Consider the following 18,046-nt stretch of genomic DNA (forward strand, 5'->3'; position numbering starts at 1 on the left):
AAAGCGATCAGACCATACATGACCAATAAACCCTTAGACCCGTTTGAAAAGCCCGATACTCCCGGACCTCGCCCTTTTGCAATTGGCTACACCAAATCAAATGGCGAAGGCCTGTTTTACGGTGGACTGTTCTTCGCCTTTGGTTTTGTTGTCCTTGGACTGTTCGGCGGTGTAGACATGCTGGCCTATCTTGCAATTGTCCCGCTTGGGGCTGCGTTTTGGTATTTTCCAATGATCGACCGCAGTAACCCACAACTTGCCGCCAATGATGAAGGCCTCTTCATAGAGCGCATTGGCTTTATTGACTGGGACAACATCCAGACCATGGCCTTGTCCAAAACAGCAGTTCGCAGCATTGAGCTGGTGACACTGGAAATCGACCTGGCCAGCTCTCTGCCAGAGGCTATCAAAAAGAAGCACGTCTTCCCGTCCTGGAAATCTTTCATGACCCGTAACTGGAGCAAATCCAGTCAACCTGATGGAACAGACCATTTGGCGATTCAGCTCAACACGCTGGAGGGGATGCCTGATGAAATCCTGGACCGTTTGCGGGACTACCGAGAGGTATGATCACAGTCACCTGCCTGCGTAGAATAACATTTGCAGAATTCGCACAGATCGCGACAGTTCGTGAAGCCGAACGCTACTGACTTAAAGGTTGTTTGAATGATTTAAGCTTCGTGACAAGTGCTGTGTCAGTTGCAATAACAGTTGTATAGCCGGTTCAAGCCGTGCCATCTTCTCATCAAAATCATCCTGGAGGAAACCAAGACTACTGGGTCTGAGTTTCCTTGTGCAAGAAAATTACTGGAGGAATTCATGTTCACATCAGCTCTTCGGCTGAGCCTTTTGGCTGTCGCCGGCATCGCTCTCACCCTTCCGGCTTCGGCAGAAACGCGGATTACCTATAAGTCCGCGAAGTCGAGCTCTTCCTACTACCAGATGGGCGTTCAGATTGCGGAAGCCATGAAAGCTGGCACAAATGGCGACATCATCGTCACCGTTGAAGAGAGCCAGGGCTCGGTACAGAACGTCATGGAAACCCGTGCACGCGGCGCAGACTATGTCTTCACGACACCGCCAGCATTGGTCGGCCTTGCTCAGTCCGGCAAAGCCATGTTCGAAGGCAAAACCAGCCCGAAGTTTGCGGACATTCGTGCGCTCTTTCCAATTCCGTCCCTCACCATGCATTTCGTGATGTCCAAGGAAAGCGAAGTCAACGACTTTACAGATCTGGAAGGTACCACCCTCCTTCTGGGAAAAGGCTCATTTGGCGCGCGCGAAGGCACAAAATATCTCAAGCTCTTCGGCCTTGAGGGCAAGGTAAAATTGGCGGAAGTTGAGCTCTCCAACGCAGTTCCCGCTTTGAAAAATGGCCAGATTGACGGTTTTGTCACAGCGGGTTCGTGGCCTGCTCCAAACGTCATCGAGGCTGCTGCTTCAACAGATGTAAACGTCTTGTCCCTGACTGACGAACAAATCGCCAAAACCAAGCGCGCGAAAATCGTCATTCCGGCTGGCACATATGCTGGCCAGGAAACAGCTATCACAACCACGTCACTGCCCGTTGTGGCCTATACAACAACAGCCATGGACGATGACACTGCCTATCAACTCACCAAGACCTTTTGGGAGACCAAGGCAAAAATGAGTGAAACAGCGCGCTGGTGGGACGGCGTTGATCAGGGCCTGATGGGCACGATCACCGGCAAGATCCACCCAGGCGCAGTGCGCTATTACGAAGAAGCTGGCTTTACGCTGACAGACGCTCAGCAGTAAGCTTACACCTTCAGATTTACGCCCTGGGCATTCCCGTGCCCGGGGCCTTATTTTATCAGAGTTCCCCAAAGATGCTCCCTGCGATGCCTGCTGCCATGACCCGACGCCTCATTCTGCTCGCATTTGCAGCCACATTGGTCGTCTTTCATCTCGGCCTGATTTTTTCTGGACTGGTGCCGAACCTGGTCAGTCGTCCGTTGCATCTGGCGCTGGCTTTGCCATGGATTTTCGTCTTCGGAGCCTCGACAGGCCTGATTTCCCGATGTTCAGGCTATGTCATCGCGGCCTTGGGCATTGCCGCCAGCCTCTGGGTCGCGCTCAACCATTCAAGTCTGGTCGATCAATACGGGTTCCTGGAAAACGATTTCCAGATCGGCATCGCTGTTGTTCTTCTGCTTAGCGTCTTGGAAGCTGCGCGCCGGGCCATCAACTGGCCGCTTCCACTGGTTGCCCTTCTCGCTCTCGCCTATGGTCTTTATGGACAGTATATTCCCGGCGAGTTTGGTCACTCCGGAACACCCATCGCCAGTTTCCTCGGCACGCTCACAATTGCTGAAGGCGGCATCTGGGGCAGCCTGACCGGGGTTTCCGTCTCAGTCGTCGCGATCTTTGTCATCTTCGGCGCCGTCCTCAACGCCGGTGAGGCAGGGCAAGGTTTCATGAATGTGGCAGCGACAGCGGCTGGAAAGCTGAACGGCGGCGCTGCCAAAGTGTCCGTCCTGTCCTCAGCCTTGTTCGGCTCAATCTCAGGCTCGGCATCTGCCAATGTTGCCTCCACCGGCGCCATCACCCTGCCCGCAATGACCCGCCTCGGCTACCCGAAGCGCCTGGCCGCCGCTGTGGAAGCGGTTGCATCTTCCGGCGGTCAAATCATGCCGCCGCTGATGGGGGCTGGCGCTTTCGTCATGGTGGAGCTGACCGGCGTTCCCTACACCGCGATCATGGCAGCTGCGATCCTTCCCGCGCTGCTTTACTTCGTTGCCGTCTGGATCGGAATCAACGCCTACGCCAGCAAGCTGGAGTTGAAGGGCATCGATCCGGCTGACCGGCCAAGCCCAAAGGCAACGTTGATCACGACAGCTTTTTTTCTGGTGCCATTCTCGGTGCTTCTCTGGGGAATGTTCGGTGCAGGCTACACCCCGCAATATGCCGCCTGCCTTGCCATTCTCGCCGGGTTCCTGCTGCTGTTTACCAATGCCAGTCTCTCGTTTTCGTTGAAAGACAGCTTCGTGCGGATCGAGGCGGCACTCATAAATGCTGCCCGGCAGGTCTCGATGATTGCTGCCATCATTCTCTGTGCTTCAATCATCATCGGCGTGCTGTCGATCACCGGACTGGGTGTGAAGATCACGTCCCTCATCCTGTCCGCGTCTGGTGGCCTGTTGTGGCCATCTCTGTTCCTGACGGCTTTGGCCTGTCTGATTTTGGGCATGGAAGTGCCGACGACAGCTGCTTATGTGATCTGTATTTCCGTTGCAGGCCCAGCCCTGACACAGCTCGGTCTTGAGCCGCTTCAGGCGCATCTGTTCGTATTCTGGTTTGCCTTGTTATCGACCATCACACCGCCGGTGTGTGGTGCGGTCTTCATTGCCGCAGGCATGATCAATGAGAATTGGCTGAAAGTGGCGCTCACGGCCATGGCACTGGGGATCGGCCTTTACATCATCCCGCTCGGCATGATCGCAAACCCGGATCTGATTGGCCTGTCAGAGAGACCCATTGCGGCTCTGATCGCATTTGTTCAGGTTGGCCTGGGTCTTGGCTGCATCTCATACGGATTGATTGCAGCAGGCTCCTGGACGCGAAAGGCCGCCCTTGTTGTGGGCGGCCTCGGCATCATCTTCATTCGTCTTGCTCTTACTCACTGATTCCTGAATGCGGTCAAAAGGGTGATAGCAACGGCGAAAAGCTGTTCGAAAAATCTCGAAAAGCGCCCCTCTGCCCGGTTGAAAGCTTGGACGCAGCATATCAAGATCGGAAAAGAGAAACGCTCAATGACCTCCAAAATGTTACCCACTCCAAAGGTATTGGCCACCTGCGTTCTCGGTGTCGCAGTTATTTACAGCCTTATGGCTTATAACAATTACCTGAAGGATAAGTGCTCAGCTCTTGATCCGGATAAAGTTAAATTCGCAATTGCCGAATACTTTATTAAGCACAAAAACAAGGGGAGTGTTTCCATAATCGGGGAGGATGGAGAATACGTATCTTACCCGCAGTTTGAATTCGATAGCGCGCAGGATTACCTGAAACAATACCCGGACTGCTGCCGGTATTATCCTGATGGAAGACCAACCGACTATACGCTCCACCCGATACAGATCTCTTTTTGGGAACGCTTTTTCGGTGCGAAATGCGCCTTTGTCGGCCTTAGCGTGCATTCAGATTTTCTTGTCGACGGCGTAGTCACCAAGGACACCGCTGTTTCTGGTCAGTCTTTGATAATCAACAATCAATATCAAATTTCAAAAGATCCGAAAGATAGATAATCATGTCATTGCCGTCGGCTCTAAGCGAACTTCTTCGGCTGCATCTCAGCGCCGAATGACCTCGACGGACTACTCGCCACAAGCGACCAAAGCAGCACGGAGCTTGTCCACTGCGCAACCGCCCATGGCGAAAGCATGATGAAGCCAGGGGAAACGATACCGTTTGGATTTCAGAACATCGGAAGGTCCATCAAATCAGTTGGAGAACGATGCTGGCTGCGGTTATGAATTATGCGAGCGTCATCATCCGCAAGCATTAGCTCCTCCATCTTCTCGACAAAGACGGCAGAAACGCAATCCTTTGTTATAAAAAAACTATTTTAAATTCTACTCTTAAAGATAGGGCAGATTTTTGCCAGCAACAGCATTGCATGCTCTGTAAAATTGAGCGGTTTCAACGAACCTGCACCTCTTGTCTGACCAAATCTACCCTATCATTTTTACCTTATTTAAGAGGCAGTCACGAACTCAGATACTTCTTGAAGAAGGCAATGGTGCGTTCTTCTGCGAGCTTGGCCTGTGCCTCGTCATATCGCGGGGTCGTGTCATTGTGAAAGCCATGATTGGCACCCTCATAGATGAAGGCCTCATAGGTCTTGCCGTTGGCCTTGAGCGCTGCTTCATAGGCCGGCCAGCCCGCATTAATACGCTCATCCAGTTCGCCGAGCTGAACCAGAAGTGGTGCCTTGATTGCTGGCACATCTTCGGCTGCAGGCTGTCGTCCGTAGAATGGCACCCCTGCCCCAAGCTCCGGATATGCAACCGCCAAGGCGTTGACCACGCCGCCGCCATAACAAAAGCCTACCGCACCAACCTTGCCAGTGGTGTCCTCATGCTTGAGCAGGAATTCAAACCCGGCGAAAAAGTCGTTCATCAGCTTTGTGCTGTCGACAGTGCGCTGCAGGGTCCGGCCCTCATCGTCTGTTCCAGGGTATCCCCCAACGGAGGTCAGGCCGTCCGGAGCCAAAGCGATGAAGCCTGCTTTGGCCATGCGCCTTGCGACATCTTCAATGTAAGGGTTTAAACCCCGGTTTTCATGGATCACCAAAATGGCCGGCAGTTTTACGGTCACGCCAGCTGGTTTCACCAGATAGCCATTGACCTCACCATGACCATTTGGCGAGGGGTAGGTGATGCGAGCGGTCTCAATGTCGGGATCATCGGGAGCGACTTGCTGCGCCAGCGCGTAATTTGGCGCCAACTGATTGAGCAGCATCGCCGCCGTTATCCCGCCAACGGCGAACTTTCCGGCGCGGTTCAAAAACTCGCGCTTGGTGATCTTGCCATGCGCATAAAAATCATAAAGATCGAGCAGTTCTTGCGGAAAATCCTTGGCTGTCTTCCGGCGTACCGGTGTCATCTCATTCATTGCATCGCTCCCTAGACCACGCAGACTGCTTCTCCCAGTCCTAATGGTTGTAAATCTAGGGCACTGCCCACAAAAATCCAGAGATTTACCAAGGTAAACTGTAACGAGATGTAACAGAGATTTTCGAGTCTGCTATGCACAATTCTCCTAGACAGCACGGCTATCCTGAAAGAGATCAACCAACCAATCACAGACGGCCTGGATACGAGCAAGCTTGGCATCCTCAGCTCTATGGATGAGCCAGACTTCTCTATAGAGATCCGGCAGCGGCTTTGTGATGGCTTGCAAACGAGGATCACCCTGCGCGATCAAACAGGGCAGCACGGTTTTCCCAAGTCCGGCTGCTACGCTTTCAAGCGCGCCATCCGCATCGGAAACCCGCGCGGGTGCAAAATGGCCGCCCAACCCTGCAACATTGTCTTCCATCCATTTTGCCTGAGGCAGGTGCTGCATCATGTCCTGATAGCCGAGCCATGGCAGCAGATCTGCGGCAGCCTGTGTCATGTCCTTGGGCGCAAAAACAGCGTGATCCATCCGGCCAATTCGGCGCGCCTTCAGATGATGTCCGCCGTCAACGGGCCGTCCCAGTCGCAGGGCGATATCTGTCTCCCGATTGGACAGACTGATGTTCCTGTTTTCTGAATTCAAATGGAGGTTTAAATCCGGATAGCAGGCTGAGAACACATTGACCTTCCGAACCAAAAGCCGGTTCACCAACATGGGCACTGCGGACACGCGCACGGTCCCATCCACCCTGTGCGTCGTTTCGGCCAAATCACTTTGCAGCTCCCTCACCAACTGCTCGATCTGCTCTGCCTTTGCAGCCGCCTTGATGCCCGCTGCGGTCAAAACAAGATTTCCGTCAGCGCCGCGCTCCAGCATCTCAAGGCCCAGCGCCGCGTCCAGTAACCGGACACGGCGCGAGACGGTTGTGGCATCGACATCCAATCGGCGAGCCACCGCTGCAAGGCTGCCTGTCCGCTTGAACTCAATCAGATATTTCAGGTCACTCCAATTCATAGCTGTATTTTTGCAGTTCTCTTCTGCAATTGCACCTCTTTATCTGCAAAGATGCATCACGTAGACCAGCCGCCTCAACAACAGGGCTTTTTAACATGTTGACTGAAATCGCAACCTTCACCGGTATGCCAATGTCACAGTTTCTGCTTTGCGCAGCAGCGGTCTTCTGTGCAGGGCTCGTTCGCGGGTTTTCGGGCTTCGGCCTGTCTGCCATCCTGATGGCAAGCATCGTCGTGGTGGTGCCACCAGTGGAGCTGATCCCGCTTTGCTTCCTCCTGGAAGCAGCAGCCAGCCTCGCCCTGTTTCGCGGCGGCTCTCGCTCCGCAGACTGGAAGCTGATCTGGACGCTGGTGATAGCATCGGCGATCGGCGTGCCGATCGGGCTTGCGATCACGACCAACCTTGCCAGCGCGTATTCAAAGATAATCGCCCTCACACTCGTCCTTGGCCTGACGATGGCGCAGTTGTTCAAGCTGATCCCGCCTGGAGCAGGCGGCCGCATCGGCCTTCCCATCGCGGGTTTTCTGGCCGGGTTGGCCACCGGATTGGCATCAGTCGGCGGCTTGGTGGTCGCGCTTTATGTGCTGTCTCGCAAGTCAGAAGCCCATGTGATGCGCGGGTCGCTGATCATGTTTTTGTTCATCTCCATGATCACAACCTTCGCATCTCTACTTTACTATGGCCTGATTACCGAGATGACGCTCAGGCGCGGCGCTATCTTTGCGCCCACTGTTCTGGCCGGCGTCTTTCTGGGGGCCAAGCTGTTTTCACCTGCCCTTGCGCCGCACTACAAGAAGGTGTGCCTGGTGCTGCTAATGACCCTGTCGACAGTCGGGCTGATCAGACTGCTGTAAGCCAAGCCACCCAAAAAAATCAGGCGGTTTTTAGCCCACCTGCCCGCGGTTGCGCAGGAAATGATCTGCCAGAACGCAAGCCACCATAGCCTCACCAACGGGCACCGCCCGAATGCCAACACAAGGATCGTGACGTCCCTTGGTCATGACATCCACATCCTCACCCTGACGGGTCACCGTCTTGCGCTCTGTCAGGATGGAGGATGTTGGTTTGACCGCAAAACGCGCAACAATCGGATCTCCACTGGAAATCCCACCCAAAACACCGCCTGAGTTGTTGGAGAGAAACTCAGGTCGTCCGTCTTCGCCCATACGCATCTCATCGGCGTTTTCTTCGCCGGTCAGCGTCGCAGCCTCGAAGCCATTGCCGACCTCAACACCTTTAACTGCATTGATCGACATCAGCGCTGCAGCGATTTCAGTATCCATCTTGCCATAGATCGGCGCGCCCAGGCCAACAGGTACACCTTCGGCAACAACCTCGATCACAGCCCCGATGGAGGAGCCGGATTTGCGGATTCCATCCAGGTATTCCGCCCAAAAAGCGGCGGCTTCCTTGTCAGGGCAGAAAAATGGGTTATTTTCCACCTCCGCCCAGTCCCAGTTTGCCCGGTTGATCTTGTGAGGGCCAACCTGAACAAGAGCAGCTCGTATCGTCACACCAGGTAAAACCTTGCGCGCAACGGCACCAGCAGCCACGCGCATGGCTGTCTCGCGGGCAGAAGATCGCCCGCCGCCGCGATAATCGCGGATACCGTATTTGGCGTCATATGTGAAATCCGCGTGGCCCGGGCGGAAGCGATCCTTGATCTCTGAATAATCCTTGGAGCGCTGGTCCGTGTTTTCCACCATCAACGAAATGGGTGTGCCGGTGGTTTTTTGAACGCCGTCGTCATCAACCATCACGCCAGACAGGATCTTGACCTGATCGGGTTCACGGCGCTGGGTGGTGTACTTGGACTGACCCGGCTTGCGCTTGTCCATGAAGCCCTGAATATCAGCTTCGCTCAAGGGAATGAGAGACGGACATCCATCAACAACACAGCCAATCGCAGGTCCGTGGCTCTCGCCCCAGGTGGTCACGCGAAACAGATGGCCGAAAGTGTTGTGCGACATGATGTGCCTTCCAATGGACGCGCGCCGGACCGCCAGCAAACGCAATGAACCTTTGACGGCAAGCGATACGGCATGATGCGAAGCTTCTCAAGCCCTTCCTGGGCAAGTGAACCCAGAACCTGCTGTCCAATAGCACTCAGACTGACTTGGGTTCAGACCCAAGAAAACCCGCTGTTACGCCAAACGAAGACTTGATCCTGAGGCACATCCAGCTTGGGCACGGTGACAGTGTCCAGCCCTTCCAGCAATCCGCGCAGAACCCGGAAGACCCCGCCATGGGCCACAACGACACTCGGCTGGTTGACTGTCTTCAACCAACCACCGATCCGGGCCGCCAGCATCTTGTAGCTCTCCCCGCCCTTTGGCGGAGCAAAGCCCCATTTGTCTGCTCGGCGTGCAGCGACAAGATCCGGCGAATGTTCAGCCAGTTCTTCAAGTGTACTGCCTTCCCAGGCGCCAAATGTTATTTCTTTAAGCTGATCCTCACACCGATAGGAGGAGACATCCAAATCCATGGCGCGCCGGACCCGCTCCATGGTCGTTCTGGTGCGCCCCAGTGGAGATGCGACAAAATCAAGCGTCGCCGGATCAACACCTTCAGCTTCCAGAAACAGCTTCAAACGCGTACCGTTTCCAGTGGCTTGTTCTTCGCCCAAACGGTTCAAGGGAATATCCCTTTGCCCCTGCATCCGCCCTTCCGCATTCCAGTCGGTCTGCCCATGGCGAATAAACACAAGAAACTCAGGATCGTGGAGCTTTGGCAGCACTGAGCTCATGGGAAGGTCCATTTTTCATTTAAAGGGAAAGTTCATAGAAACAGCCGTCGCTGAAGTGCGACGGCCTGACTGATCAGGCCTGTTCAATAGCAAAAAAACACCAAAAGAAAAACGGCCAGCAATTGCTGGCCGCTTAAAATGGGGGTCAGTCTTTCACAACCGAGATATCGGGCGCATCCACCGCCTTCATGCCGACAATGTTGTAACCGCAATCAACGTGCTGGATTTCGCCGGTCACACCTCGTCCCATATCCGATAGAAGATAAAGTGCGCTGTCGCCAACCTCTTCAATCGTTACGGAGCGACGCAGCGGAGCATTATACTCGTTCCACTTCAAGATATAGCGGAAGTCGCCGATACCGGATGCAGCCAGTGTCTTGATCGGGCCAGCAGAAATCGCATTGACGCGGATGTTCTTCGGACCAAGGTCCATGGCCAGATACTTGACGCTGGCTTCCAACGCGGCCTTTGCAACGCCCATGACGTTGTAATGTGGCATGACTTTTTCCGCACCATAATAGGTCAGCGTCAGAATGGAGCCGCCATCAGTCATGAGTTTTTCAGCACGCTGAGTTACTGATGTCAGCGAGTAGCAGGAGATATCCATGGTGCGGGCAAAGTTTTCCGGCGTCGTATCAACATAGCGACCGGTCAGCTCATCCTTGTCGGAAAAGGCAACTGCGTGAACGATGAAATCGATCTTGCCCCATTTTTCTTCCAATGCCTTAAACACGGCATCAATGCTGTCACCATCTGTCACATCACAGTGGCCAGCCACAAAGGCGCCAAGCTGTTCGGCCAAAGGTTCAACGCGTTTTTTGAGGGCATCGCCCTGATAAGTCAGAGCCAGTTCCGCGCCGGCATCGCCCAAGGCCTTTGCGATACCCCAGGCAATCGACCTGTTGTTCGCAACACCCATGATCAGTCCGCGTTTGCCGTTCATCAGTCCGCGCGTTTCCGCCATCATTCTCTCCAAAAGGAATTCAGTAACCACCCTGCACCGGGTTGCCTCCTATCGCACAGCACCCATTCGGCTTCAAGACGCTGAACTCGTGAATGAGGCGTCGACGAGCATGCATCTTGCCATTATGTTACCGATCGAAATTCCCCTTTAAGACACGAGGTAATGCCCCCATGGAGCCCAATCGTCATGCTGCACAGTTCGCTGAACTCATCGGCGCTGCCAATGTTCTGACAAGCCCGGAAGACAAGGCTCCTTACCTGATCGAGTGGCGAGATCTTTATCAAGGCGTCACGCCGATGGTTCTACGCCCGGGCACGACACAAGATGTCAGCGCTGTCATGAAATACGCCAGCGAAAATGGCCTGAAGATCGTACCGCAAGGCGGCAACACAGGTCTCGTCGGAGGGCAAATTCCCTTGGAAAACGGGGAGGAAATCGTTCTTTCCCTCGGTCGTATGAATAAAGTTCGCGCAGTTGATCCTGACGGCTTCACCATCACGGTGGAAAGCGGTGCCATCCTCGAAACGCTGCAACACGAGGCCGAAAAGGTCGATCGTTTGTTCCCGCTGTCACTTGGTGCACAGGGCTCTTGCCAGATCGGCGGCAACATCTCGACCAACGCTGGTGGCACCGCAGTCCTGGCGTATGGCAACACCCGAGACCTCGTTCTGGGGCTGGAGGTTGTGCTTGCAAACGGTGACATCTGGAACGGCCTTCGCACCCTTCGCAAAGACAATACCGGTTATGATTTGAAACAATTGTTTATCGGCGGAGAAGGCACCTTGGGGATTATTACAGCCGCTTCTTTGAAACTTTTCCCCAAGCCGAAAAAGCTTGAAGCAGCCTTCGTCGGACTTGCGAATCCGCTGGCGGCCTTGAAGCTGTTTTCAAAAGCAAAGGCCCAGGCAGGCCCCGTGCTGACCGGCTTCGAAATCATGCCCCGTGTCGGCCTTGAGTTTTGCGTATCTCACCTGCAGGGAGCACGTGACCCTCTGGAAGGAACACATGACTGGTACGTTCTGATGGAACTGTCCAGCGGGTCCGAAGCTTTCCCGGTTCGTGATCTGCTTGAGTCCATCTTGGGAGAGGCCTTTGAAGCAGAGCTTGTGGAAGATGCAGCCTTCGCGCAATCCATGCAGCAGGTTCAGGATTTCTGGCACATTCGCCATGGCATGTCAGAAGTACAGAAGGAAGAAGGCGGTTCGATCAAGCACGATGTGTCTGTTCCCGTGGCCTCAATCCCGGACTTCCTCGCCAAGGCGATTGCTGCAGTGACTGAATTTGTTCCGAATTGTCGCCCGGTTCCCTTCGGCCACCTGGGAGATGGCAACATTCACTTCAATGTCAGCCAGCCAATCGGAGCAGATAAGGAAGCTTATCTGGCCAATTGGGATGCCATGAACGAGATCGTCCACGGCATCGTGCATGATTTCAACGGTTCTATTTCAGCCGAGCATGGCATCGGTCGTCTCAAACGAGATCTACTGAAGGGCGTAAAAAGCGAGTTGGAGCTCGATCTGATGCAGAGGGTCAAGAATGCTTTTGACCCCAAAGGACTACTCAATCCGGGCCGCGTACTTTGAAACGAGTGGCAAAGTCTGGAGACATTAATACCTTCAGATAAACGACGATGACAGCGCCCTTTGGCCATGCACAGTGCCCGGCCAAAGGGTTCCCTTAAAAACATCCCCTTCTTCCAACCATTTCACCCGATTTACAACCGACTTGACAGAGCCAGCATGGACACCCATTTTCTATTTGGGTCGAAGGTCCCTGCCGCTCGCGGGCATTAAGCCTCTGGTGAAACCTTTCAGTATCGGACGTATCCGTCCCGATCAGAACAATCTGCCTTGTGTTTTAACGCAGGCCGATGGTAATGCGAGCCCCATCCTGGAACGCCTGCGCAAAACAGAAAGGCACGTTCCATGCCCCATACCCGCATATCCAACGCCCAGAGCACTCGGCCCCATCTACCCCCGCTTCAGGAACTGAAGGCCCAGGCGAAAAGACTTCGATCCGCCCTTCCAACTGGTAACACCAAACTGGTCAGCCACGGGCAGTCTCTGGACCTCATTGCACGACAGTATGGTTTTCGAGACTGGAACACCTTGCATGCAGCGAAAGGCAATGCACCTGAACTGGTGTTGTCTCTTGGACAAAGGGTGTCCGGAACCTATCTGCATCAACCTTTTGCTGGCGAGATCATTTCAGCCACACGCATCGGGCCTTCGAACAACACCCGTGTGACCATTATCTTTGACGACGCAGTCGATGTGGTCAGTTTCGATAGTTTTTCCGCATTCCGAAAACGGGTCACCGTTACACTCGGACAAGACGGCCGTACTTTCGAGAAAACGTCTGACGGTGTCCCACATATGCAGCTTCGCTTGCAGACTTAATCACACAACCAAGACCCGGGGAGCCTCTTACTCAAGTCGCTCCCGGGTTACGTCAACAATATGGCTTCAATTGACGAGGCCAATGACAACCTGCACCCGTCGCTCGCTCTTCCCATACAAAAGATCTGAACCTCCAATGCATCTGCATCACTGGCAAGTCTGCTGAGTACCAGTTTAATGGCGTCATTTAGGTCGAGACTTTGAGCACACCTTCAGGTTGTTAAAAAGACTGATCACGCTCCTGAAATATAACAGGCATTTTTTGAGAGTTCCGATTCCCTAATAACCTCAATAAGCTACGCAAATTTCCTGCGACTTCACTTCTCTAATGCGCCTTCAATTCAATTCAGTGGAAATCCAACAAAATGCATGACGTAGGGTGACCTCGCAAATTTGTCATGACTTAACGCAGCAATACCGGTTTCAGAGACCTGTAAAAATCCTAAGAAGTTAATTTTATTTTGATTTCTTCAAAAAACCTGTTCACTACTTTGATTAACCAAACAACAATGATTGACACAAAAACAAGGAGTATAAAAAGAGGCTAGCCGTAAATATTACAGGGTTAATTTGAACTTCAAAGACAAATAAAAAATAGTCCCTCTGAGTTTCAACACTTGGGAAAAATACTCTCGAATGAAGAAACAAGGTCAAAAGATTAAATAACTTGGGACTCCAGAGACAAATGTGCACGTGGAATACAGTTCTCACCTGATCAAAAGATTTCAGGGTGAACTTGGTAACTCAGACTGCGGAATACCAGCCGCATAAACCGAAAGAGTGCAAATGGCACGTAGAGGCCAGCACGCTTTTTAAGAACAACAGGCGGGTGAATGAACCGCATTCCTTAACAGGAGGCGAAAATGCAAGTTCAAAGCATAAGTGGATCGGAACGCTGGGATCGCGTAAAAATCAAACTTCGGGCAGAACTCGGAGACGATGCCTATTTCAATTGGTTCGGCCGTGTCATGCACGAGGAAACCAAGGGCGATATCATACGCCTCTCGGTACCAACACGGTTTTTGAAAAACTGGATCAAGTCCCATTACGAAGAGCAACTGGTCGATCTCTGGCAGCATGAATGCCAGGACGTGAACGAGATTGAGCTGACCGTAAGGGGGGCCTTGCGTCCGCGTTCAATTTCGCCGAAACAAACCATCGGTCTTCCATATCGCCGCTCATCCGGCGCACTGCCGCCAGCTCTGCGTGCCTCCTATGCCAATCCCGGGTTACCTAATGCACTGCGGTATCCGCAGGTGCCAATCGCGCTTGGTGATGCTGATGAAGAAACAATCATGGAGTTTCTTCAAGGGGCGCCAATCAATCCCAAACACACTTTCGACAGTTTCGTAGAGGGCAGTTCCAATGGACTGGCTTTCGAAGCTGCACGCAAGATCTCCGCAGGCCTGGCAGACAATCTGGATCTCCTTTATCTCCATGCCTCTGTCGGTTTCGGCAAAACCCATCTGCTTCATGCTGTGGCCCAAGCTGCGCGTTCAAACGGGATGAAAGTCTGCTACCTGACCGCTGAATACTTCATGTATCAACTGGTTCCGGCATTAAAATCACGCTCGTTCCCGGCGCTGAAGAAAATGCTGGCGTCCATCGACCTCATGCTGATTGATGATATTCAGTTTCTTCATGGCAAGCAGGCCCAGGCGGACTTCTGCGACACACTGCATATGCTGATGGAACCTGTTCAGCATATTATTGTCGCAGCTGACCGCGCACCTGAGCAACTAGAGACGATTGAGACAAAGTTGCGCAATCGCCTGAATGACGGACTTGTGGTTGCCGTTCAAGCACCCGACTTCGCCCTTCGCCGGGGCATTTTGACAACGCGCCTTGCCGCAGCCAAGCGACTACTGCCGACCTTTGACATTCCCAATGAGGTTCTGGACTACATCGCTTGCCACGTCACGGCCTGCGGCCGGGATCTGGAAGGCGCAATCAATCGATTGTTCGCCCACCATCAGCTGACCAGCCAAGCCATCACGCCCTATCTGGCAGACAAGATCCTGAATGATCTCGTTCGATCTGGTGAAAAGCGTAACATCAAGATCGAAGATATCCAGCAGGTGGTTTGCAAACACTATGGCGTGAGCAAAGCTGATCTTTTGTCCCCATGCAGATCCCGTAATCTGGTGAGACCACGGCAGATTGCCATGTTCTTGTCGAAAGTCCTGACACCACGCTCCCTTCCGGAGATCGGAAAACGGTTCGGCGGTCGAGACCACACAACAGTCCTGCATGCAGTGCGCAAGATCGAAGCCCTGTCCAAGACGGACAACGGGCTTGGGCAGGAACTGGCCCTCTTGAGACGGCTTGCTCACAGTTAACAATCAAAATCCGACGGCTGTCATTCAGCCGTCGGGTTAGCAACAAATTATCCGGCAGCCAGCTGCGCCACCACAAGGTGTCCGGGCACTGGCTCACCATCCTCCAGACGAACGGTAATAGGGTCCATCGCCAGGATCACGAAGCCTTCAGCCAATAGAACCTTGCGGAGATATTGTTCTCCCTGAGCAAAGCGCTGTTTGACACCAACCATATAATCGCGCCCCGCCAGTTTGCTTTCAGGCAGTGTTTCGGTTGAGAAGGCAAAATAACCATTTGGAGCAAGACGTCTTGCTGCGCCGGACACAATCGGCTCAATCGCACCAAGATAGGGGAAGACATCGGTTGCAGCGACCAGGTTCCAGACCGATTGAGTGCCATCATCACCCTCGAAATCCTTCAGGAACGACACAGCCTCACCAACATAAAGGTCATCATAGACCTCGTGATCATAGGCCAGCTCGATGATCCGTTCCGACAGATCGACACCGGTCAAATGTGATGCGCAATCGGCAAAGGCCACGCCGGTCAAACCCGTACCGCAGCCGAGATCCAGAAGTCTCTCAAACGGTCCTAAGTCAAGCTTGCGGACCAACTCGCGCAGCAGCAGCGGAACGCAGTAGCCCAAATCATTGACGAGGATATCGTCGAACACATCAGCATGCTGATCAAACAACGTTGAGACATAAGCCTCAGGCATTGTCTGAGGAGATGGCTCTCGCCCCATAGCAGCAAGACGAATGGACACCCCACCGGGGTCTGACGGATCAAGGATCAAGGCCTGACGATAATACAATTCTGCGCCGTCCTGGTCTCCGGACTTTTCAAGCTCAAGCCCTTTGTTATAGGCATCGGCCAGGGCATCATCGTCCACATCACTCATGACTTGCTCGCATTTCTTCAGGGGCAGAACTCATAGCGGGCCACCGACTGGCACACCAGGCATTTCTCAACCATTGAGTGACATCAAAAAAGATCCATTTGATCATCAGATGCCTTCTTGCCCGACGATTTGGTTCTCTTGGCACGCCCTGTTTTTTGAGCCGGCTCAAGTTCCTGGTCTGTATCTGCCTGTTCCAATAGAGATGCTTCGTCATTGGCAACTGAATTCACGCGCCTGGAAACAGGCACGGACTTCAAGTAACCTTCAGGTGCCGGTCTCAACAGTGCCCGGGCATGGCGGGCCATGACATTGCCCGTGTCCAGCCAGGCATCAAAATCTTCCTGCATCAGGATTACAGGCATCCGGTGATGGATACGGCCAACCATCTGATTGGCCTCTGTCGTCAAAACCGCCCCAGTATCAATGTCTCCGCCAGAGGGATCAGACCACGTATCCCAGATACCTGCCATTACCATCACGCCACCATCGGCAGGACTAATAAAATAGGGCTGCTTCCCATCAGGCGTCTGACGCCACTCATAAAAACCGCTAGCTGGAACAAGACATCTGTGATGCCGCATGGCACCGCGAAACGAAGGCTTTTCAACTGCGGTCTCGGAACGTGCATTGATCAGCAAACTGAAGCTGGCGGGGTCTTTCACCCACGGGGGAACCAACCCCCATCGCACCAAGGCAAAATGGCGGCCTCCATGCTCCTGCCGCACAGTTGCAACAGGCTGAGTTGGAGCAATGTTGTAACGTGAAGGGAAATTGGGCTGCTCTATATATTCGAGCAAGGCTCGAACGTCTTCAGGAGTCGCTGACAAAGTGAAACGGCCACACATAAATTGTCATTGCCATGAAGTTAGGTAATTAGCAACGAAGACCGGGTAACTTACCAAATAATTCAAGGTCTCAGGGGAATAGTATGGAATGCAATGATCCAGTTCTAGGCGTCGGTCCGCTCGCCGCTGACAAGCTGGAACAAGCGAATATTAATCCGAAAACCGGACTGGCAACGGACTACCTCAACCACTTCAACGAGGTTGTAATGTTGCTCGAAATGCTGCCGGCAATGCCGGATTGCGCCCAGGATGTCTTACAATGGAAGCCGCTGGACTATCAGTCGCATTTCGAAAAATCGACCTTTACGGAGAAACAGCTGGCTATTCTGGCTTTCCAAGCCGCGCCTCCAAAACTGCGTACGCATCTTGAGGCCAGGGTGGCGCAGATCGACAAAGCTGTCCTTGACGCACAAGAGCAATTGCGCGTTACCCCTGATCCAGCCGCTATTGCCCAGCTGATTGCCTCACTTGCAACCAATGAAATCAAACCGCTGATTTCATTGGCCAGTGGAGTGATCCACGGCCGTGTTGAAGGCGACACAACTCAGCTCGAAGGTGATGAGGCGCAAGCAGAGATTGATGCAATGTTCGCGTAACGCGATGTTGTGACATCTGAACAGCCCCAGATCCCGATCCCGCTAAGCACTGACGTGCTTGAAACTGCATCCTTGGCGGCATCAATATGCTGTGGCACAAAGATGACCATGATCATTCCACGCCAATATCCCCCCGTTCCGCTCCTAGGTGTCAGTGTGCTCTGCCACCAGAAGAATGAAGTTCTGCTGATCAAGCGTGGAAAACCACCCTTTGCAGGACACTGGAGCCTGCCCGGCGGAATGGTTGAGGTCGGGGAACCACTTGCAGATGCCGCCACGCGCGAACTTCTTGAGGAAACCGGCGTCTCTGCTGAAATCACGAGACCGGTAGAGACCTTCGACAGCATTCAGCGAGACGACGATGGGCGCGTGAGAAATCATTTCGTTCTCACAGTATTTTGCGCCAGGTACATGTCCGGAGAGGCTAGAGCTGGAGATGATGCCGCCGAGGCCCGATGGTTTTTGCCGCAAGATCTGGCGGATATTGTCACAACGCCCGGAACCCCGGATCGCATTGTCAGGCTACTGGCTGGGCGCTGAAGCTTAACAACTGTCTGGGATATCCTCGCTTTCTGCGACTGGCGGCCTTGCGAAGGCAACGACTGCTGCGCATGATCCC

At 53.5% G+C, this 18,046-nt stretch carries 17 protein-coding genes; 10 read left to right on the top strand and 7 right to left on the bottom strand.

Features of this window, described 5'->3' with window-relative positions:
* Positions 1 to 18 precede the first annotated feature (18 nt).
* The 4 genes from V6575_RS04895 to V6575_RS04910 all read left to right on the top strand — a co-directional run bounded on the left by V6575_RS04895 (position 19) and on the right by V6575_RS04910 (position 4,268).
* On the top strand, positions 19 to 570 hold the full coding sequence (locus tag V6575_RS04895) for a hypothetical protein (RefSeq protein WP_340272995.1): 552 nt from the start codon (positions 19 to 21) through the stop codon (positions 568 to 570).
* 249 nt (positions 571 to 819) lie between these two features.
* A complete protein-coding gene (locus V6575_RS04900; protein WP_340272996.1) occupies positions 820 to 1,779 on the top strand; it encodes a TAXI family TRAP transporter solute-binding subunit in 960 nt (319 codons plus the stop codon).
* A gap of 95 nt (positions 1,780 to 1,874) precedes the next feature.
* Entirely contained in the window at positions 1,875 to 3,647 is a 1,773-nt protein-coding gene (locus tag V6575_RS04905) for a TRAP transporter permease (protein WP_340273349.1), read from the top strand.
* Positions 3,648 to 3,773: 126 nt separating this feature from the next.
* Complete coding sequence (locus V6575_RS04910) at positions 3,774 to 4,268, top strand: hypothetical protein (protein WP_340272997.1); 495 nt, start codon at positions 3,774 to 3,776, stop codon at positions 4,266 to 4,268.
* Between the two features lie 460 nt (positions 4,269 to 4,728).
* Here V6575_RS04910 and yghX read toward each other — a convergent pair whose 3' ends face one another.
* Both yghX and V6575_RS04920 read right to left on the bottom strand, forming a co-directional pair.
* Complete coding sequence (gene yghX / locus V6575_RS04915) at positions 4,729 to 5,637, bottom strand: YghX family hydrolase (RefSeq protein WP_340272998.1); 909 nt, start codon at positions 5,635 to 5,637, stop codon at positions 4,729 to 4,731.
* Positions 5,638 to 5,784: 147 nt separating this feature from the next.
* Positions 5,785 to 6,657 carry a LysR family transcriptional regulator gene (locus tag V6575_RS04920; RefSeq protein ID WP_340272999.1) on the bottom strand — a complete coding sequence of 291 codons (873 nt, stop codon included), beginning with the start codon at positions 6,655 to 6,657 and terminating at the stop codon, positions 5,785 to 5,787.
* A 95-nt stretch (positions 6,658 to 6,752) separates the two neighbouring features.
* Here V6575_RS04920 and V6575_RS04925 point away from each other — a divergent pair, with 95 nt between their 5' ends.
* Entirely contained in the window at positions 6,753 to 7,511 is a 759-nt protein-coding gene (locus V6575_RS04925; RefSeq protein ID WP_340273000.1) for a TSUP family transporter, read from the top strand.
* Positions 7,512 to 7,541: 30 nt separating this feature from the next.
* On the opposite strand, the gene aroC is transcribed toward V6575_RS04925, so the two are convergent.
* The 3 genes from aroC to fabI form a co-directional block, all read right to left on the bottom strand.
* Positions 7,542 to 8,627 carry a chorismate synthase gene (aroC, locus tag V6575_RS04930; protein WP_340273001.1) on the bottom strand — a complete coding sequence of 362 codons (1,086 nt, stop codon included), beginning with the start codon at positions 8,625 to 8,627 and terminating at the stop codon, positions 7,542 to 7,544.
* 152 nt (positions 8,628 to 8,779) lie between these two features.
* Complete coding sequence (locus tag V6575_RS04935) at positions 8,780 to 9,403, bottom strand: histidine phosphatase family protein (protein WP_340273002.1); 624 nt, start codon at positions 9,401 to 9,403, stop codon at positions 8,780 to 8,782.
* 145 nt (positions 9,404 to 9,548) lie between these two features.
* On the bottom strand, positions 9,549 to 10,367 hold the full coding sequence (fabI, locus tag V6575_RS04940) for an enoyl-ACP reductase FabI (RefSeq protein ID WP_340273003.1): 819 nt from the start codon (positions 10,365 to 10,367) through the stop codon (positions 9,549 to 9,551).
* A gap of 170 nt (positions 10,368 to 10,537) precedes the next feature.
* On the opposite strand from fabI, the gene V6575_RS04945 reads away from it, so the two are divergent.
* The 3 genes from V6575_RS04945 to dnaA all read left to right on the top strand — a co-directional run bounded on the left by V6575_RS04945 (position 10,538) and on the right by dnaA (position 15,105).
* Positions 10,538 to 11,950, top strand: coding sequence for an FAD-binding oxidoreductase (locus V6575_RS04945; protein WP_340273004.1), 1,413 nt, complete (start codon positions 10,538 to 10,540; stop codon positions 11,948 to 11,950).
* A 342-nt stretch (positions 11,951 to 12,292) separates the two neighbouring features.
* On the top strand, positions 12,293 to 12,766 hold the full coding sequence (locus V6575_RS04950; RefSeq protein ID WP_340273005.1) for a glyoxalase superfamily protein: 474 nt from the start codon (positions 12,293 to 12,295) through the stop codon (positions 12,764 to 12,766).
* Positions 12,767 to 13,629: 863 nt separating this feature from the next.
* A complete protein-coding gene (gene dnaA, locus V6575_RS04955) occupies positions 13,630 to 15,105 on the top strand; it encodes a chromosomal replication initiator protein DnaA (protein ID WP_340273006.1) in 1,476 nt (491 codons plus the stop codon).
* A gap of 47 nt (positions 15,106 to 15,152) precedes the next feature.
* Here the strand turns inward: dnaA and V6575_RS04960 are convergent, their stop codons facing one another.
* Both V6575_RS04960 and V6575_RS04965 read right to left on the bottom strand, forming a co-directional pair.
* Entirely contained in the window at positions 15,153 to 15,986 is an 834-nt protein-coding gene (locus tag V6575_RS04960; RefSeq protein ID WP_340273007.1) for a class I SAM-dependent methyltransferase, read from the bottom strand.
* An 83-nt stretch (positions 15,987 to 16,069) separates the two neighbouring features.
* A complete protein-coding gene (locus tag V6575_RS04965; RefSeq protein ID WP_340273008.1) occupies positions 16,070 to 16,831 on the bottom strand; it encodes an SOS response-associated peptidase in 762 nt (253 codons plus the stop codon).
* Between the two features lie 83 nt (positions 16,832 to 16,914).
* On the opposite strand from V6575_RS04965, the gene V6575_RS04970 reads away from it, so the two are divergent.
* Together V6575_RS04970 and V6575_RS04975 are read left to right on the top strand one after the other, a co-directional pair.
* Positions 16,915 to 17,427, top strand: a complete 513-nt coding sequence (locus tag V6575_RS04970; RefSeq protein ID WP_340273009.1) for a hypothetical protein — start codon at positions 16,915 to 16,917, stop codon at positions 17,425 to 17,427.
* Between the two features lie 102 nt (positions 17,428 to 17,529).
* The gene (locus tag V6575_RS04975; protein WP_340273010.1) at positions 17,530 to 17,967 is read left to right on the top strand and encodes an NUDIX hydrolase; all 438 of its coding nucleotides are present in this window, start codon (positions 17,530 to 17,532) and stop codon (positions 17,965 to 17,967) included.
* Positions 17,968 to 18,046 lie beyond the last annotated feature (79 nt).

This window comes from Roseibium algae (genome assembly GCF_037783265.1).
Lineage (GTDB): Bacteria > Pseudomonadota > Alphaproteobacteria > Rhizobiales > Stappiaceae > Roseibium > Roseibium algae.

Bases quoted from the DNA above. Each gene is read 5' to 3' on its own strand.
- V6575_RS04900 (WP_340272996.1), top strand. From the start codon at position 820: ATGTTCACATCAGCTCTTCGGCTGAGCCTTTTGGCTGTCGCCGGCATC.
- V6575_RS04960 (WP_340273007.1), bottom strand. From the start codon at position 15,986: ATGAGTGATGTGGACGATGATGCCCTGGCCGATGCCTATAACAAAGGG.
- V6575_RS04945 (WP_340273004.1), top strand. From the start codon at position 10,538: ATGGAGCCCAATCGTCATGCTGCACAGTTCGCTGAACTCATCGGCGCT.
- aroC (WP_340273001.1), bottom strand. From the start codon at position 8,627: ATGTCGCACAACACTTTCGGCCATCTGTTTCGCGTGACCACCTGGGGC.
- V6575_RS04935 (WP_340273002.1), bottom strand. From the start codon at position 9,403: ATGAGCTCAGTGCTGCCAAAGCTCCACGATCCTGAGTTTCTTGTGTTT.
- V6575_RS04970 (WP_340273009.1), top strand. From the start codon at position 16,915: ATGGAATGCAATGATCCAGTTCTAGGCGTCGGTCCGCTCGCCGCTGAC.
- V6575_RS04895 (WP_340272995.1), top strand. From the start codon at position 19: ATGACCAATAAACCCTTAGACCCGTTTGAAAAGCCCGATACTCCCGGA.
- V6575_RS04950 (WP_340273005.1), top strand. From the start codon at position 12,293: ATGCCCCATACCCGCATATCCAACGCCCAGAGCACTCGGCCCCATCTA.
- V6575_RS04965 (WP_340273008.1), bottom strand. From the start codon at position 16,831: ATGTGTGGCCGTTTCACTTTGTCAGCGACTCCTGAAGACGTTCGAGCC.
- fabI (WP_340273003.1), bottom strand. From the start codon at position 10,367: ATGGCGGAAACGCGCGGACTGATGAACGGCAAACGCGGACTGATCATG.
- V6575_RS04925 (WP_340273000.1), top strand. From the start codon at position 6,753: ATGTTGACTGAAATCGCAACCTTCACCGGTATGCCAATGTCACAGTTT.
- V6575_RS04975 (WP_340273010.1), top strand. From the start codon at position 17,530: ATGACCATGATCATTCCACGCCAATATCCCCCCGTTCCGCTCCTAGGT.
- yghX (WP_340272998.1), bottom strand. From the start codon at position 5,637: ATGAATGAGATGACACCGGTACGCCGGAAGACAGCCAAGGATTTTCCG.
- dnaA (WP_340273006.1), top strand. From the start codon at position 13,630: ATGCAAGTTCAAAGCATAAGTGGATCGGAACGCTGGGATCGCGTAAAA.
- V6575_RS04905 (WP_340273349.1), top strand. From the start codon at position 1,875: ATGACCCGACGCCTCATTCTGCTCGCATTTGCAGCCACATTGGTCGTC.
- V6575_RS04910 (WP_340272997.1), top strand. From the start codon at position 3,774: ATGACCTCCAAAATGTTACCCACTCCAAAGGTATTGGCCACCTGCGTT.
- V6575_RS04920 (WP_340272999.1), bottom strand. From the start codon at position 6,657: ATGAATTGGAGTGACCTGAAATATCTGATTGAGTTCAAGCGGACAGGC.